Source organism: Chitinophaga nivalis, assembly GCF_025989125.1.
In the GTDB taxonomy this organism is placed as follows: domain Bacteria; phylum Bacteroidota; class Bacteroidia; order Chitinophagales; family Chitinophagaceae; genus Chitinophaga; species Chitinophaga nivalis.
On the sequence record NZ_JAPDNR010000001.1, the window covers coordinates 4,190,622 to 4,207,368 of the forward strand.

The following is a 16,747-nucleotide window of genomic DNA, read 5'->3' on the forward strand; positions in this document are numbered from 1 at the left end:
TCAGTTACAAAATCCCTCACTGTTAAATAAAGTAAAATGGCTACTACTCAAACTTTACGTGGACTTTCCACTATCTGTTATTACGTGGCAGATCACGAAGCTGCCCGCAAATGGTACACCGAACTGTTGGGCATAGCGCCTTATTTTGAACGGCCGGGATATGCGGAGTTCAGGATCGGCGACTACCAGCATGAACTGGGATTGATTGACCGCCGTTATGCCCCGCCAGGCGTGAAAGATAGCCAGGGAGGCGTCATTACCTATTGGCATGTGGATGAGGTGCAGGGGACGCTGGACCGGTTGCTCGCCATGGGTGCCACGTTGAATGAGCCGCTGGTGGAACGGGGCGCTGGTTTTGTGACCGCTTCTGTACTGGACCCATGGGGGAATGTACTGGGCATTATGTATAACCCGCATTACCTGGAAATCCTGGAACAACGCAGGCAGCCGGCAGCTGAAAAATAAGGACCCTGTTTTATATCACGGTCCGGCTGGATTCCCCGTTTTTTAGTTTTACAAAGAGATGCTCATCCTGTAAATTCCCGTGTTTGATAATCGCTTGTTGTTTGATTGCTTCCAGGTGATACCCGTTTTTTAATAATACCTGCCGGGAAGCTTCGTTGGTAGCGAATACGCCGCCAAAAATACGGTACAGTTGCAGCTCGTGGAAGCCGTAGGTGGTGACCAGATGTACGGCTTCCCGCATAATTCCTTTGCCTTGAAAGGGCAGACCAAGCCAATAGCCGATTTCTGCGGAATGCCGGTAGATATCTGTCTGCGGGGTAATACTGATAACGCCGGTGAGCGCCGCCCCGGAGCAGATACCCCATACATAGCCCAGCAGTCCGCGTTGCATGAGCATCAGAAAATGTTGCGCATCATGGAGGGTGTACGGAGAAGGAAAATTATCCCGTAGCGTAGCCGCAATGGCAGGGTTGTTAGCCAGTAAGGTAAGCGTGGGCAGATCCTTCACCGTGATGGGTCTTAATGAAATATCGGACTGGCCCGAAAGGGTGTTAACGTGGTACATATAGCAAAGGTAAGTAACCTGCCGTTTTTTTGCTATAACGGTTAAGCCTATCCGTTTATCTTTGCCGGATAAATCGGAGCACGCCGGCTGGCGGATATGGATAGACTTTTACTTTCCATGCCGGCAGGTAGTATGTTTTCCGGATAGTAAACTTTAGTTATCTGAATCAGAAAAATGACACAGGCAGAAAAACATATTATCAATAACCTGTTTGAATGCTGGCAATACGTTGGGCAGCATTCCCGTACCCTTGCCACTACGCCATCCTATAAGACGGTAACGCCGGTAGGTTCAGACTGGCCCGAACGCGTGTTTGATATAACTCCTGGCGACGACGGCGCTATATTGTTTAAAGAGATGGCAGTCGCTATCACTGAACAGCGTTTGCCCCGGCTGCTTACCTTCACGGCAACGGAAAGCAGCCGTTATGAAGCGGCGCTGGCAGCGGCAGGTTTTGTACCAAGGATGAAACAAATGGGTATGATCATCGATCTGGCACAGGTAGTATTGCCGGAAATACCCGGCGCCTGTACCTTTAAGGCAGTAACGAATGCGGAAGAAGCAACCCTGTTTGCCACTATTGCCGGGGAATCGTTTGGATACCGGGTCGATGGATATATGACCCGCAGCCTTTTACAGCCTGACCAACGTGCACAGTTATTTATTGGCTATTATGAAGCCGCACCGGCGTGTTGCGGTCTGGTGTTTTATGATGAGCAAGGATATGCAGGGCTGCACATGATTGGTACCTTGCCGGCTTTCCGGGGAAAAGGCCTGGCTGCAGCCATCACGATTCATTTATTGCAACAGTGTCAAAAAGACCAGCGGCTGCAGGTAGTATTGCATGCTTCTGCTGCCGGTGAGCCTATCTATACCCGCCTTGGTTTTAAGCCGGAAAAAGAAGTGATTACCTGGCATCAGGCATCCTGATGCTGTGAGCGGCTTGCCACGCGTACATCGCGTGGCAAGCCTTCTAATACTCAATAGGCGGGTAACCCGTTAAGTTAACTAGTCCAAATTATAATCCCCGCCAACATTGCTTTCTGGGAAATTTATGTATATTTTTATATCCGTACATTTTGCGCTATAGCCCGGCATTGTTATTTATCAAGTGGATTTGTATGATTCCTGATTACCTGTAAAACCGTTATTGTTCCCGTTCTTCTTTATCACACATGGTGGATGACAGCTATCAGTCTGGCAAGGTAGGAGTACCAGTCATTTTGTTGTTGACGACCATGATATACTGTAATAACATCTCTCTTGCGATGCGGGCATGTTATGCCCATACCATTCGTTCAGCTGAATATATAAGGGGGCGCCGAAAACCTTTCCGAAAAGAGTAGGCAGTTTTCATCTATTTAAATCCAGACATATGATGTCAAACACGTTCATGAACAACAGTCGCGCACTTTCCCGTCAACAGTTAAGCCGTATTAAAGGCGGTGGCGGCGACGTAGAGTATTCCTATTGCCACCTTGAAATCTGTGTCCGCGGAAATTGTGCAGCCAATGGTGGGGTTCCCTGCAGGTGTGAGTATTATTCTGCCACCAATCCGGGTGTGTGTTTCCGGATAAGATAATGTATCCTGAATAGATAGGGCGAATAACGTGCAGGAATACACGTTGATGCGTCATCGGGTAAAAAGGGTATCTCTTTACAGGAGATACCCTTTATATGAGCTGGTCCAAATTATATTCCGCAGCACCCATTGCTTTCTAAAAAATTTATGTATATTTTTATACCAGTACTTTTTCTCTATAGCCCGGCATTGTTATTTATTAGGCGGATCTGTTTTATTCCTGATTACCTGTAAAACCGTTATTGTTCCCGTTCTTCTTTATCACACATGATGGATGACGGCTATCTGTCTGGCAAGGTAGCAGTACCAGTCATTTTGTTGTTGACAGCCATGATATAACTGTAGTAGCAGCTTTCTTGTGGTGCGGGTATGTTATGCCCATACCGTTCGTTCAGCTTAATAGGTAAGGGGTCGCCGAAAACCTTTTCGAAAAGAGTAGGCAATATTTATCTTTTCAAATCCATACTATGTCCAACACGTTAATGAACCACAGTCGCTCTCTTTCCCGTCAGCAGTTAAGCCGTATTAGTGGCGGTGGTAACTTCGAGCCTTCCTATTGCCACCTGCAATACTGCTCCCTCAATGGTTGCGCCGCACAAGGTGGGGTGCCCTGCAAATGTTTATATACGCATCCCACTGATCCGGGTTTTTGTAATCGGATAAGATAATACCACTTGAATGCATAGGATGAGTAACGTGAATGTGTACACGTTTACAAGTCATCCGGCAATAAGAGGGTGGCTTATAAAAACACCCTCTTATTGGGGTTGGATTCAACCCGTCAGGGTATTTATCGTTTTTATTATATATACAAAAGGGAAAACACTTTTAGTCATCTTTAAAGCAAACACCGGATTACCTGTAAAACCGTTATTGTTCCCATTCTTTTTTATCACACTTTATGAATGACGGCTATCTGTCTGTCTGACTGACAGGGTAGCAGTACCAGTCATGTTGTTGTTGACAACCATGATATAACTGTAACAGCAGCTCTCTTTCGGCGCGGGTATGTTATGCCCATACCGTTCGTTCATCTTAATATATAAGGGGTCGCCGAAAACCTTTCCGAAAAGAGTAGGCAATTTTCATTTTTTCAAATCCATACTGTATGTCCAACACGTTAATGAACCACAGTCGCTCTCTTTCCCGTCAGCAGTTAACCCATATCAATGGCGGTAACAGAAGAGAGAACTCCTATTGTCACCTGGATGTTTGTACCCGCACCCGCTGTGCGGCCGAAGGGGGTGTTCCCTGCAAATGTGTATATGGCTATCCCAATGATCCGGGATTGTGTGTACGGATAAGATAAGCTATCCCGATGGGATAGGGTGGCTAACGCAAAGGAATACACGTTAATGCGCCATCCGGTAAAAAGGGTATCTCCTGTAAAGAGATACCCTTTTGCTGTAATGGTACATAAGCGGTAAGGGGGCTTGTTGTCATGCGCTTAAACAGGTGTTTCATCACAAGGCGGGTGTGGACGGGATAAATTAAAACAGGTACCTCTGGCACAACATTGACCGGTCCGGCATCCGCCATTGGGGCCCATAGAATTGCAGGGAACTAAAAAGGTACTACTGTTGCCGCCACGGATATGTTGGAGTGCCTGGCGGGAAAGGTGGTTGCCCGTTGTTGTCATTTTTTTCATCATAATGGATATTTGGAGGTGAAGAATAACAGGTGAGGGGAGCGGTATACAATGGAAGAAGTACAGTCAGGTGACACGCATATGGAAAAGTAAGGAACTATTTAAAACGCAGTTGGCAACAAATCGTTGTCGCAGAAAGCAGTGCCGCTATGTTGTGAAAAACAGTGGCCGGTGAATGCTGGGATAAGGGCAGCTGTTACCGGATACTGCTGGTGATATCGCCGGTGATAAGCCCTATAGGAAAAATGACAGTTATAGTCGGATGATGCTTATCACATCTCTAAAATAATATAAAACAGGTGTAAGGCTGATGGCGCAAATGCAGGATTTCCTCACAATACCGCTAATACATGGAATATTAAGCGTAATCAATTGCGGATTATTCTCTATGAATGACCCGGAAAGTTATCCAGCTCGCTTTTGAGGAGAAATAAGTCATCCGGATTTACTGTTTTAGCTGCAGGAAGATAACAGCGGCATTGCAGGCCTGTTCATTCATTTGATACCACTATGACCCGTTGTTGAAAAACGCAGCAGAGAGGATGCATCAGCTTTTTCGCAGTCATATACGGATATAGACTGCGGCCGTAGGGGGATAGGGGCTGATTTATTATAGTAATTTGCTAATTACTGATAAATTTTTGCTATTTGAAAAGTATTGTTTATAAATGTGACCAACTTCAATTATTTTTAGTTCGATGGATAGGCAATGATTGTTTATCTATCGGTGTATGGCTTGTCAGGTAAGGATTTCCGTTATGAATGCGTGCAATTGTTGTGTTCCCTTCCCGTTTCCTGACAGATGATGTAGAAAGCAACCAAATGCCCATGAAACCCGATGTACCAATAACGCAGGTGAGTGTATGACCACAAACAAATTTAATACCGTATGCCACTGCCGGTAATAAAAGAAGGGGTGTCATGAAAGCTGACCTGTTAAAAGAATTTTATGAAGTAAATCAAAGACCATATGCAACCAAAACCAACAGCAAGGCCGCTCTCCGGAGGTCCGGCCAGATAAATTTTCTGAATAATAATGTGAACGTATAGCCATACCAGTGATGGATGACATGCTGATCCGGCTGGTGATCGCTTTTATTTTTTTATTGCAGTACCGCGTTATTTCTTTTGTTTAAAATCCTAGTCTTATGCAATTAAAACAATTACATAGGATAGTATGCCTATTGGCGTATACTATCCTGCTGACGCTGCCGTGCCGGTTGTGGGCTCAGTCTAAAACAATCACTGGTGTGGTCACGGAAGACCAGGGTGGGCCGGCGATTGGTGTTTCCATCGCCGTCAAACAAAGTAAGTCCGGCACCGTAACAGATGCTACCGGGAAATTTACGCTGCAGGTAGCACCCGGAGCCACGCTCCTTATTTCCGGCATGAATTACGAACCGGCAACAATCGTGGTAGACAGCAGGAATCATTATACCGTATTATTAAAACAAAAGGCTTCCAACCTGAATGATGTGGTGATTGTCGGATATGGTACCCGCAAAAAATCAGATCTCACAGGTGCGGTCAGCACCGTGAAAAGTGAGTCGTTGCAGGAACGTCCGGGTGCTTCCCTGAATCAGGAATTATCGGGCCGTGTTACCGGGGTAAATGTTTCTTCCAACTCCGGTCGTCCCGGCGGGCGTGCCAATATCCGTATCCGTGGTGTCAGCTCTATCAACGTAGCCAATGACCCGCTGTACGTGATTGATGGCGTGATCCTGAATGCGGCCGGATTACAGAATGGAAGTACACCGATAGATTATCTCAACCCCAATGATATTGCTTCCATTGAAGTGCTGAAAGATGCATCTTCTACGGCTATATATGGCGCCAGAGGGGCCAATGGCGTTATACTGGTGACCACTAAGCGAGGCACGCCCGGTGGCGGCCGTGTAACATACGACGTGGATTTCAGTATGGGTACCCTGCCGCGTAAGCTGGAATTATTGAATGCAAAAGAATTTTTGCAGGTAGAAGATATCGCTTACAGGAATGCCCTGAAATTTGATACCGCCGGATGGAACAGTGGTAAAAAATATGTAGATCCCAAAACGAAGCGAACGAATCCGCTGTTGTTTGATGCACAGGGTAATCCCTTATATGATACAGACTGGCAAAAGGAAGCGACCCGCAAAGCCTTCACCCAGAATCACCAGCTGGCGTTTACCAATGGGAATGAAAAGGGGAGTTATGGTGCTTTCCTGAACTATCGGAATGAAAATGGTATTATCAAAGGCTCCTGGCAAAAACGTTATGCGGCGCGTTTTGTATTCGATACTCAAATCAAAAACTGGCTGAAAGTAGGCGGTACACTGGGTTACACCGATCAGAATGAAAAACAGATCGATCAGCTGGGTGGCGCTGGTATCGTTACGATGCGGCAGGTATTGGAAGCATTACCGATTATTCCGGTAAAATTTCCGGATGGTTCCTGGGGTGGTAACGATGACTATCCGGGAATGGAAGGTGGCGCCAATCCGTTGCAACTCATAGAAGAACGGTTGTATTACCTCCGTACACAAACCACGTTGGGTAACTTCTACACCAATATCAAACTGGCTGATGGCCTCGAACTGCGCACAACAGTAGGCGCCAATATTATTAATCAGCGGCAGGACTATTACGGCGGGCGCGATCTGAACTATATTTCCCGCACCCAGCTAGGTGTGGCAGAAATCAAAAACAACCGCTATAATTCCTGGCAGTTTGAAAACTACCTGACCTATAATAAACGCTTCGCGAAAATACATTCCCTGAATGCCTTACTGGGGCTGTCCTGGCAGCATATCGACCAGTTCGACAACAGCTCGTCTACACAGGGCTTTAATGATGATTATTTCGGTTTTAATAATATGGGCGCCGGCGCGAATCCGCAGGCACCTGCTTCCCGCGGCAGTGCATACGGACTGAACTCTTATTTCTCGCGCCTGAACTATGGCCTGAAAGATAAGTACCTCTTCACGGTAACGGGCCGTATGGATGGTTCTTCCAAATTCGGGAAAGCTAACCAGTACGCTTTTTTCCCTTCTGCAGCACTGGCATGGCGCGTTTCTCAGGAAGAATTTATGAAATCGATTGCCGCTATATCCAACCTGAAAGTGCGGGTGAGTTACGGTGCGACGGGTAACTCTGAAATTGCCGCCTATCAGGCGCTGGCAGGTATGAGCAATTATGATGTCATCTTCGGTGGCCAGCGCAACATCGGTATCGGTATTGGCCGCATGCCCAATGAAGCGCTGAAGTGGGAGAAAAACAGGCAGTTTGATGCCGGTATCGAACTGGGATTGTTCAACGACCGGATTGGTCTGGAACTGGACCTGTATCATAAGAAAACAGTAGATATGCTGTTGCAGGCGCCATTACCCGCCAGTAGCGGTTATACCAGCATCACCCAGAATATTGGCAGCATGGAAAACAAAGGCATTGAGTTTTCCGTGAATACCACCAATATCAAAACCCGCCACTTCACCTGGAATACGCTATTCAACATCTCTGTCAACAAAAACAAAGTGTTGTCTTTAACCGGTGGCAGCGATATTTATTCCGGCGCCACCGTTATCCGCGTGGGAGAACCGGTAGGTTCCTTTTTCGGCCGGGTTAACCTCGGCACCTGGAGCGAGGCAGAAAAAGCACTGGCCAACGCTTATAAAGATGAACCCGGCGATACAAAATACCTCGACCTGAACAATGATAAAATCATCAATGACAACGACAGAACGATTATTGGTAAAGGTATTCCCGATGGCTATGGTACTTTCCAGAATACCTTCCAGTATAAAAACTGGACACTAACCATCGACCTGCAGTACATGTATGGCAATGATATCCTGGATCGCAGTATTCACTCCCTGGAAGACAGACAAGGCATCGCCAACAGCTACAAAACCGTGCTGAACGCCTGGACGCCCACCAATCAGCAGTCGCCGATTGCACAGATCCGTCCGGTGTCTGCGGGGTATACTACCAACAACGACAGCCACAAAATCACCGATGGATCGTTTATCCGTGGCCGTAACCTGATGCTGGCCTATGTATTCCCCTCCGCTACCACGGCGCGCCTGAAGCTCAATAAACTCCGGGTGTACGGCGGCGTACAGAACTTTTTTGTCGCCACCAAATACAAAGGATATGACCCCGAAGTATCCAACTCCGGCTCGCCATTCGATCAGGGGCTGGCATTGTATGATTATCCCAAACCCCGCGTATTCATGCTGGGCATCAACGTTGGTTTGTAATGCAGGTTTAAAATCGTAACATATGAAAACAAGAATCCATAAATATATAGGGCCGGTAGTACTGGCAGGTACATTATTATTAACGGGATGTTCCAAATTTCTACAGGAATCGGACCCTAGTAATTTTACCATAGATACTTACTTCACCAAACCGGAACATGCCCGGAGTGCGGTCAACAGTATATACGCATCGATGCGTGATCCGATGGAAAGTGGCTTCAACGGCGCCGCCTGGACGATGCGCGAGTTCGCCACCGGCCTGGCCAATACCGATCTGGGACAGGCGGTAAACAGCTACTTTGTCAAAGACCTGATCAATACGTCTGATAACGATTACGGCAATACGTACTGGACCAGTTACTACCGTGGTATCGCCAACGCCAACCTGGCCATCGAAAAAATTCCCGGCATCAATATGGAGGAAAAAGAACGCCGCCGGTTATTGGGTGAAGCGCGTTTTATGCGGGCCTGGTACTACTTCCAGCTGGTGAGAATGTTTGGCCCCATACCGCTGATCCTGAAACCGGTAACCCTGGATTCACCGGATCTGCGCCCGTCGCAGGCTTCCGTGGAAGCCGTATATGCCGCTATCGTAGCAGATTTGCAGGAAGCAGAAAATGCGGGTCTCGGATGGATAGATCTTTCCGGAAAAGCAAGCCTCGGTGCGGTAAAATCTTTGCTGGCCAGCGTATACATTACCATGGCCGGATACCCGCTGCAGAAAGGCGCGCCTTACTACAGCCTGGCTGCTAAGAAGGCAGAAGAGGTGATCGACTCCAAACAGTACCGGTTGTTCAAAACCTATGCTGATCTGCATAATCCGGCAAAGAAAAATCTGGAAGAAAATATTTTCATGATTCAGTTCCGGACCCAGATCATTCCTTCCAACTGGCAGGTGGCGATCATTCCCTACAACAAAAACATCTCTGCCTATGCCAGTGAAACAGGTGGTATTTATGCCACACCGGAGTTTGTACAATCATTTGAAGCCAATGATCTCCGTGTGAAGGAAAAAGAGTTTTTCTACACCTCCTATACCTTGGAAACTGATCGTACCAAAGTGGTAGAACTAGGCGGCTACTACATCTATAAACATTTCGATGAAGCCGCGAATTCGTCTACCGGCAACAGTGACCTCAACTGGCCGCTGATTCGCTATGCAGATATATTGCTGTTGTTCGCGGAAGCGTCTAACGAAGTAAACGGACCTACTGCCAAAGCCTATGATGCGGTCAATGAAATCAGGCGGCGGGCAACATTGCCGGAGCTGTCGGGCCTGGGTAAAACGCAGCTGCAGGAGGCCATCTGGCGCGAGCGTTGGTTTGAACTGTGCTACGAGAATGTCACCTGGTACGATATGGCACGTTTGCGTAAAGCGTTTAATGTAAAAACCAGGCAGTTTGAAAACTATGTAGGACATAAATTTACCTATGGACCTGTAGTGGGAGAAAGAGAACTGTTGTTCCCGATTCCTACGCTGGAATTGAAAAATAATCCCAACCTTAAACAAAACAAGGGGTACTAATGGTACAACCGGATGTTTCAATACCTTTGCTGTTATGAAACAGAACAAGTATGATGATCCGGATTTTTTCCAGCGCTACAGCCAGATGCCACGTTCGGTGGATGGCCTCCATGCGGCAGGGGAGTGGTCCGTATTTCGTTCGTTGCTGCCGGTGCTGGCAGATAAAAATGTGCTGGATCTGGGCTGTGGTTTTGGCTGGCATTGCCGCTATGCGCGGGAGCAGGGCGCCCGTTATGTAGTGGGAGTAGACTTGTCCGCGAATATGCTGGCACGCGCCCGCAGCACCACAAATGATCCGGCTATCGAATATCGGCAAACGGCGATAGAAGATATTGACTTCGCGCCGGGATCATTTGATGTGGTGATCAGTTCTCTCGCGCTGCATTATGTAGAACAGCTGGAAACAGTATACCGGAAGGTGTATGATTGCCTGACGCCGGGCGGCGCTTTTGTGTTCTCTGCCGAACATCCTGTTTTTACGGCCATCGCCACGCAGGACTGGTACTATGATGCCGCCGGCAACCGGCTGCACTGGCCGGTAGATCACTATCAGGCAGAGGGTATACGGCAAACGCACTTCCTGGATAATGCGGTGGTGAAGTACCACCGTACGCTGGCCACCCATATCAATGCGTTGGTGGCCGCCGGTTTCCGGATTACAGGGGCGGCAGAGCCGAAGCCTTCCGACGAAGTACTGGCAGCTTATCCGGAAATGAAAGATGAAGTGCGGCGACCTATTTTTCTGTTGCTGGCAGCAGTAAAACCGGGAAGTAAATAACAACATATTCTTTAAAGAAAGCGGGCCTGTACAGCTGTACAGGCCCGCTTTCTTTAATAGCTTATCCGGTATATTACTCGCCTTCTAAAGCATACCAGGGTATATCCAGGAGGCCTGCTTTCAGGCAAATGACAACGGTATCGGATGTAGCCGTGTCATTAAATCTTTGTGCATAGACTTTGATGCTTTCGGTAGTGGTAACAGGTCCCCAGGGAGCCAGCCACAGGTAATAGCTGGTGGATTTCCCCTTGTTGATGGATTTATCTACCACTGTGGTGGTATAGTAGCGCGGTGTACTGTTATCAAAATAAGTATTCAGCGTCATGGTGGCGGAGTAGGCATAGCCGGGTAACAGGCATGCATACATGATCCAGGCCTGGATACTCATCTTACGAATCTGGTACAGGATACCTTGTCTGACCAGGGAAAAGAGGAACAGCGCCATCGTACCAGTAATCAGACATACAGGTGTCCAGCAGTTTTGATGTGACACAATATCAATCTTTCTGAAGCCATACATAAGGAAGAGGATAAAGGCAGTCATCATCATAGGCGACATAAAGGAAGGTAAGGGGTTTTCTTTGTAGGAGTCGATACTGACCAGTCCTTTGTAATAATAAGCCAGCCCCATACTCACCCAGGGAATGGCCAGTAATACAACGATGGCATATTTTGCGAAGGGCGTGAAATAAAGCGTCGCTCCGGCAACAAAGGGAAGGACCGCGAGCGCTTTGAAGCAGAAGCTCACCTGTGCCAGCCGCTTTGCTTTCTCCCGGTTTTGCTGGCCATATTTATTATTCCCCAATACCGTTTGTCGGATAGCTGTAGCTTCCTCCTGATCCAGATCCGGAAAGCGTTGTGCCAGTGTGGTCACGATCTCAGAAAATTGATGCAGATAGGAAGAGATCTGAATCTTTTTATCCTGATCAGATAAGGGATATACTGTCAGGTATTTCTCTGTAACCCGGAAACCTTTGATCTGTGTATACAGTAATTCCCGGTTAATAACGGTACCCGCTATACGAATAAAGTCCGGCCCCAGTACCACCTGATGTTTACGTACTTCCTGAAACAGCCATCCGCCCAGCCCGGCGGAGAGCAGGGTACAAATAATGCCTGCCGGTACGTCCTGCGGGTTGCGGTTTAATAACACTCCCCATATGAATAGAGGGATACTGGCTGCCATCAGCAGTACGGAAAAGGCATAAAAAAACAAGCTGTAAATACGGGATAATCGATAAACTTTCATCTGTAAGGAATCAAAATAAATAAAAAACGTTCATAGTCAGGGTTGCACGGTATACCACGGAATACCCAGCCAGCCGGCCCGGTGGCAAACCCGGAGTTGGCTGTTTTCAGCGGTTTGCTGATACATACTGGCAGATACATCGATGGTTTCCTCAGTAATGGTGGGAAGCCAGGGCGACAAGGTAAAATAGTGACCGGATGCTTTACCGGATGCCTGGGATTTCTGCAGCACAGTGGTGGTATAATAAATGGGCTGACTCCTGTCGAAGCGGGCATTGCATTGCAACACCGCGTTGGTGGCATACAGTGGCAACAGTACCGCATACACGCCTATGATAAACTTTACCTCGTTCCGCCGCCGGTCGATACCGCCTTTGAAGGCAATAAATGCTAACGCGAACGCCATACACAGGATGATACCGGTAAAAGGTAGCCAGAAGTACGCCAGGTGATAGAGATAGCCGGTTTTAGGTAAGAAGAGCATCGCCATGGCAGGTATGCCTATTGCCAGCAGTACAGTAGGCCGTCTCCGCTGTACATCGATGGTAATACGTCCTTTGCTGCTGCAGGCCAGTATAAGGCCGATCCAGGGTATGAATACCATGGCAATGGTGGCGTATAGCCGTATTGGTGAGATAAACATCGCGGCTGTAACCAATAATACAGCCCTGTTGAGCAGTTTCATAAACAATCAGGAAATAGCGGTTGTATACCAACCGCCGGACCTGTTAAACAGTTGTATAGCGGCGCGAAATTACAATTTTCAGCAGGATGGCAATAATAATTTATGGTCATGCGCACCGCCAGATAGGGGGGCAGCGCCGATGTAGCTGATACCGGCGCTATCTGACCGGAAAAAAATTACTTATCCAGCCCTTTGGGAAAACGATCTGCTACCAGGTTCAGCTCCAGGTGATGTTCCAGATAGGCTTTTAATCCGGCCAGTACCAGGGTGAAACCTTCCGTAGAATCACGTACCTGGGCAATGACCTTGTCTGTATCGCCCTGGATACCGGCATTCACAATATCGACGAAAGTAGACTGGTCGGAGAGCGGGGTAAAAGTCCATTCCACTGTTTCGCCATTGTCGCCCCAGCTGATCAGAATGGTTTTATCCGGTACAATCGTCTTCACGAAAACCGGAATGGTATGATTATACATTTCCCAGATCCATTCTATTTGCTGGCCTTCCACCAGTTTGCCGCTGCTTTTGGTAAACCAGAACCTGGTCGTAACAGCAGGATCAATAAAGGCCTCAAAAACCCTGGATACCGGCTTCCGGATTAGCATGGCTGCCTGGGCAAAGTGTGAAGAAGGGGCTTGTTGACTCATATGCATGAAGTTTTTATGTGACGGATGCAATACAGGTAGGGTAGGACAACACAAGATAAGTGATCGGCTGGTCATAAATATAAAATAAAATTCCGGGTAGCAGGCAGGATATAAGCTACAGGACGGGTTTATTTTCCCGGAAAGGGGGCGTGTAAATATCCTCCGTTGGGTAACTGCTGTCGGGTTACGGCAGAAAGGAATAGTTTCGCGGCGCGGTTGATGACCATAAAAGCAGGCGGACATCCGGCTCTGCTGAAAAATGATTGGTCCGGCAGTGACCCCATTACAACATACCCTGGTTAACCTGATTTGAAAACGGAAATAATCTTCCTGCTGTAGCCTGTCAGAAAAAAAAACCGGACATAACTGCTGATCCGGTTCAGTAGTGTTTATAGTCGCTTCGGTATGTTTTTACCCCCAGGCAATACAACAACCAGGACCTTTGCTGGTGGTAGCCGCCGAAGGTTAGCCTGCCACTGTTATCAGCTATATACGGTTAACCTGCATCGGGTATGCATAACAACAGCTGATAGAATATATCACCTTTATTACAGATAAAATGGAAATACAAAAGACGCTCAGACTGGCCATCCCGTTGATTATCGGGGAACTCTCCCAGGTGGTATTACATATCATAGATATGGCCATGGTAGGAGGATTAGGATACAAACACCTGGCTGCGGCCTCCCTGGTGTTTAATGTGCTGAATATCCCGCTGGTATTGGGTATAGGTATAGCCATGGCTGTGGCGCAAACCGTTTCCATGGCCAACGGCCGCCGGGACGGCTGGCTGGTATCCCATTATTTCTTCAATGGTATTGTACTTTGTCTGATTACTGCGACCATCATTGCCGTGGGAATGGAACTGAGCAATGGCATCCTGTTTCACCTTGGCCAGGATGAAACCGTGGCCGCACTGGCGGTACCGTTTATGCGGGTGATGTGTGTGTCGATCATTCCGATGTTGTTGTTTATTGCCCTGCAGCAATTTACCGATGGGCTGGAACGTACCCGTACCGCGATGTTGATTTCTGTGGCGGCTTTGCCCCTGAATGTCATCATTAACTGGTTACTCATATATGGTAACCTGGGCTTCCCCCGTCTGGGCCTGCAGGGGGCTGCCTGGGGCACGCTGATCACCCGGGTGGTGGTATGTGCCGCTATGGTGCTGGTGATCCTGTTTGCGCCTTTTTATCGCCGTTACATGGCCGTATGGCGCTCGCAATGGAAGGTCAGCGGTAAAACGATGCGGGAGCTGTTGTATATCGGCATTCCTACCAGTTTGCAGGTAACGATGGAGTCTGGCGCATTTGCGGTTTCCGCCATCCTGGTAGGTACCATGGGCGCAGTATCGCTGGCTGCTCACCAGATTGCGATGAGTTGTATGTCTTTTACCTTTATCTTTTCGATGGGCCTGGCCGGCGCCGGCTCTATCAGAACCAGCAATGCCTATGGCGCCGCAGACTGGCGCCGGGTGTTTATCATAGGAAAAGGTACGTTACAGATCGCGCTGGTATTTGGGTTGATTTGTGTGGCTGTTTTTTTATTGTCGAGAAATATCCTGCCACTGGCCTTCAATAATACGGCACAGGTAATATCACTGTCCAGTACTCTCATTCTGTTTGCGGCCATCATGCAGGTGCCGGATGCCATACAGGCCAATGCCGCCGGATTGTTGCGGGGCATCAAGGATGTGTATGTACCTACCGGCTCTATCGCCGTAGCTTATTGGGTGATGGGACTGCCCTGCGGGTATTATTTATCCTTTCACCTGCACATGGGACCTATTGGTATCTGGTTGGGATTCATCATCGGGTTGTCGGTATCTTCCCTGTTGCTGACGTTGCGCTTTTTCAGGATGGAACGGCGGCAGCAGTTACAGCTATAAAAGATTTTTTCCGTGCCATAACCGGTATCCCTTTATATTTGGGCTTTACCCACTAATGGTAGGTTATGGCACAGGATTATACCCCTATTGAAGTGGCGCTGAAAAAGATTTTCGGCGCCGGCGCGATACTGGAAGAAGAAGAATGGGCGGAGTTGCTGCAAATTGCGGAAGTGGTAGTCTGCAAAAAAAATGAAATCATCCTCAAAAGAAATACCCGGGCGGCAGATGTATTGTTTGTAGCAGAGGGCATACTGGCCTCCGCTTTTACGATGAATGACAAAACGGTTATCGGTCGCTTTTTTACGTCCCCGGGTTTATGTACCAACTTCGATAGCCTGGTAAACCAGGCCGTATCGCGGTTTCAGATCATGAGTGTTACGCCTTGTACCATTGTGCGTATACCGGCTGATAAGTTTCTGCATTATTATTATCATGGCCGTAGCCTGGGATTATTGCTGCGCAGCAATGTACTCGGAATTATGGCGGAAGATATCTGGATGACAGATATCAAACTATTGTCTACAAAAGAAGAAATGGTGCTTTTTATGCGGGAGCATTACCCCGATGTAGTGAAGGAGGTACCCTATAAATACATGGCGCAGTTCCTGGGTATTACGGCTGAAGCCTATAGCCGTATCCTGCGCAAAAGCCGTTACCGTAAGTAGACTAAAATCTTAACTACGATCAAGTTTTCAGACCTCCTTCTCCGGTTACCTTTGACGGGTAATTATGCTTAATCAACATTTAAAACGGAGGTCAAATATGAAAACAGCGGAGAATCCCCACGCACACCTGTTTACTGATATCAACGCTTTGTTATCCCGTAAACCACTCCCCATTGAAACGGGTATCCAACGGCTGTCCAATGGTATGCTCCTGGTATCTGTAAGAACGGAGATGCCCGGATGTAAAAGCCGGATGGCAGATTGGTGGTTTAAATTTTTTGAAACGACCCAACATATCAAATGGTGGCATCCGCACGATCATGTAACGCATAGCGGCTGGGATGAACACTGGAAAAAAGGAGAAAGTTATGTGGGGGCTACCATCCATGCTACAGAAGCGCTGGGAGATATTCCACCGGTAGCAGCCACCATAAAATTCCATGATCCGGCGGAATTGTTTGATCCGCAACAGCTGGATGCTGCCTATACAAATAACGAAGCCGGCGCTGTGGTATATGCCCGGATTGGTTTCGGCGATCACGTGAAGATCGATGCCAAGGGTGATCCGCTGGATGGTTACATGGTGCATGTATTCCGCGATACGGCCACTGGTTGCGTGCTGAGAAGCCGCTTTTACCTGGGCGCCAGTGCAAAAGATCCCATCAGGGAAATACCGGATGAACTGGGCCTGGGCCTGATGGTACATTGTTACAGCGAATTTACTTACCTCTCCCGCTTTATACCTTCCCTTTACTACGCGGAGAACAAAACCGGGGACAAGGCGCCACTGCCCTGGTAAAACGGATTCTTTTT

At 47.9% G+C, this 16,747-nt stretch carries 15 protein-coding genes; 11 read left to right on the plus strand and 4 right to left on the minus strand.

What is annotated here, in order from left to right; translation table 11 throughout:
• Window positions 1-36: 36 nt before the first annotated feature.
• A complete protein-coding gene (locus tag OL444_RS16635; RefSeq protein WP_264731397.1) occupies window positions 37-465 on the plus strand; it encodes a VOC family protein in 429 nt (142 codons plus the stop codon).
• Between the two features lie 10 nt (window positions 466-475).
• On the opposite strand, the gene OL444_RS16640 is transcribed toward OL444_RS16635, so the two are convergent.
• Window positions 476-1,030, minus strand: a complete 555-nt coding sequence (locus OL444_RS16640; protein ID WP_264731395.1) for a GNAT family N-acetyltransferase — start codon at window positions 1,028-1,030, stop codon at window positions 476-478.
• Window positions 1,031-1,204: 174 nt separating this feature from the next.
• Here OL444_RS16640 and OL444_RS16645 point away from each other — a divergent pair, with 174 nt between their 5' ends.
• The 7 genes from OL444_RS16645 (at window position 1,205) to OL444_RS16675 (ending at window position 10,801) form a co-directional block, all read left to right on the plus strand.
• Window positions 1,205-1,960, plus strand: coding sequence for a GNAT family N-acetyltransferase (locus tag OL444_RS16645; RefSeq protein WP_264731394.1), 756 nt, complete (start codon window positions 1,205-1,207; stop codon window positions 1,958-1,960).
• A gap of 445 nt (window positions 1,961-2,405) precedes the next feature.
• Window positions 2,406-2,612 (plus strand): hypothetical protein, encoded by a 207-nt coding sequence (locus OL444_RS16650; protein ID WP_264731393.1) that lies wholly within the window; start codon window positions 2,406-2,408, stop codon window positions 2,610-2,612.
• Window positions 2,613-3,079: 467 nt separating this feature from the next.
• The gene (locus OL444_RS16655) at window positions 3,080-3,280 is read left to right on the plus strand and encodes a hypothetical protein (RefSeq protein WP_264731392.1); all 201 of its coding nucleotides are present in this window, start codon (window positions 3,080-3,082) and stop codon (window positions 3,278-3,280) included.
• Window positions 3,281-3,720: 440 nt separating this feature from the next.
• On the plus strand, window positions 3,721-3,921 hold the full coding sequence (locus tag OL444_RS16660) for a hypothetical protein (RefSeq protein WP_264731391.1): 201 nt from the start codon (window positions 3,721-3,723) through the stop codon (window positions 3,919-3,921).
• Window positions 3,922-5,408: 1,487 nt separating this feature from the next.
• Complete coding sequence (locus tag OL444_RS16665; RefSeq protein WP_264731390.1) at window positions 5,409-8,498, plus strand: SusC/RagA family TonB-linked outer membrane protein; 3,090 nt, start codon at window positions 5,409-5,411, stop codon at window positions 8,496-8,498.
• Between the two features lie 22 nt (window positions 8,499-8,520).
• Window positions 8,521-10,023: a RagB/SusD family nutrient uptake outer membrane protein gene (locus tag OL444_RS16670; RefSeq protein ID WP_264731388.1), complete on the plus strand. Its 1,503-nt coding sequence runs from the start codon at window positions 8,521-8,523 to the stop codon at window positions 10,021-10,023.
• Window positions 10,024-10,057: 34 nt separating this feature from the next.
• Window positions 10,058-10,801 carry a class I SAM-dependent methyltransferase gene (locus tag OL444_RS16675; RefSeq protein ID WP_264731386.1) on the plus strand — a complete coding sequence of 248 codons (744 nt, stop codon included), beginning with the start codon at window positions 10,058-10,060 and terminating at the stop codon, window positions 10,799-10,801.
• Window positions 10,802-10,874: 73 nt separating this feature from the next.
• On the opposite strand, the gene OL444_RS16680 is transcribed toward OL444_RS16675, so the two are convergent.
• The 3 genes from OL444_RS16680 to OL444_RS16690 all read right to left on the minus strand — a co-directional run bounded on the left by OL444_RS16680 (window position 10,875) and on the right by OL444_RS16690 (window position 13,381).
• On the minus strand, window positions 10,875-12,050 hold the full coding sequence (locus OL444_RS16680; RefSeq protein WP_264731385.1) for a hypothetical protein: 1,176 nt from the start codon (window positions 12,048-12,050) through the stop codon (window positions 10,875-10,877).
• 36 nt (window positions 12,051-12,086) lie between these two features.
• Window positions 12,087-12,734, minus strand: coding sequence for a hypothetical protein (locus OL444_RS16685; RefSeq protein ID WP_264731384.1), 648 nt, complete (start codon window positions 12,732-12,734; stop codon window positions 12,087-12,089).
• Between the two features lie 176 nt (window positions 12,735-12,910).
• Entirely contained in the window at window positions 12,911-13,381 is a 471-nt protein-coding gene (locus OL444_RS16690; protein WP_264731383.1) for an SRPBCC family protein, read from the minus strand.
• A gap of 559 nt (window positions 13,382-13,940) precedes the next feature.
• On the opposite strand from OL444_RS16690, the gene OL444_RS16695 reads away from it, so the two are divergent.
• The 3 genes from OL444_RS16695 to OL444_RS16705 all read left to right on the plus strand — a co-directional run bounded on the left by OL444_RS16695 (window position 13,941) and on the right by OL444_RS16705 (window position 16,733).
• Window positions 13,941-15,269: an MATE family efflux transporter gene (locus OL444_RS16695; protein WP_264731382.1), complete on the plus strand. Its 1,329-nt coding sequence runs from the start codon at window positions 13,941-13,943 to the stop codon at window positions 15,267-15,269.
• A 65-nt stretch (window positions 15,270-15,334) separates the two neighbouring features.
• Window positions 15,335-15,934: a Crp/Fnr family transcriptional regulator gene (locus tag OL444_RS16700; protein WP_264731380.1), complete on the plus strand. Its 600-nt coding sequence runs from the start codon at window positions 15,335-15,337 to the stop codon at window positions 15,932-15,934.
• A 97-nt stretch (window positions 15,935-16,031) separates the two neighbouring features.
• Window positions 16,032-16,733, plus strand: coding sequence for a DAPG hydrolase family protein (locus OL444_RS16705; RefSeq protein WP_264731379.1), 702 nt, complete (start codon window positions 16,032-16,034; stop codon window positions 16,731-16,733).
• The last annotated feature ends 14 nt before the right edge of the window (window positions 16,734-16,747 follow it).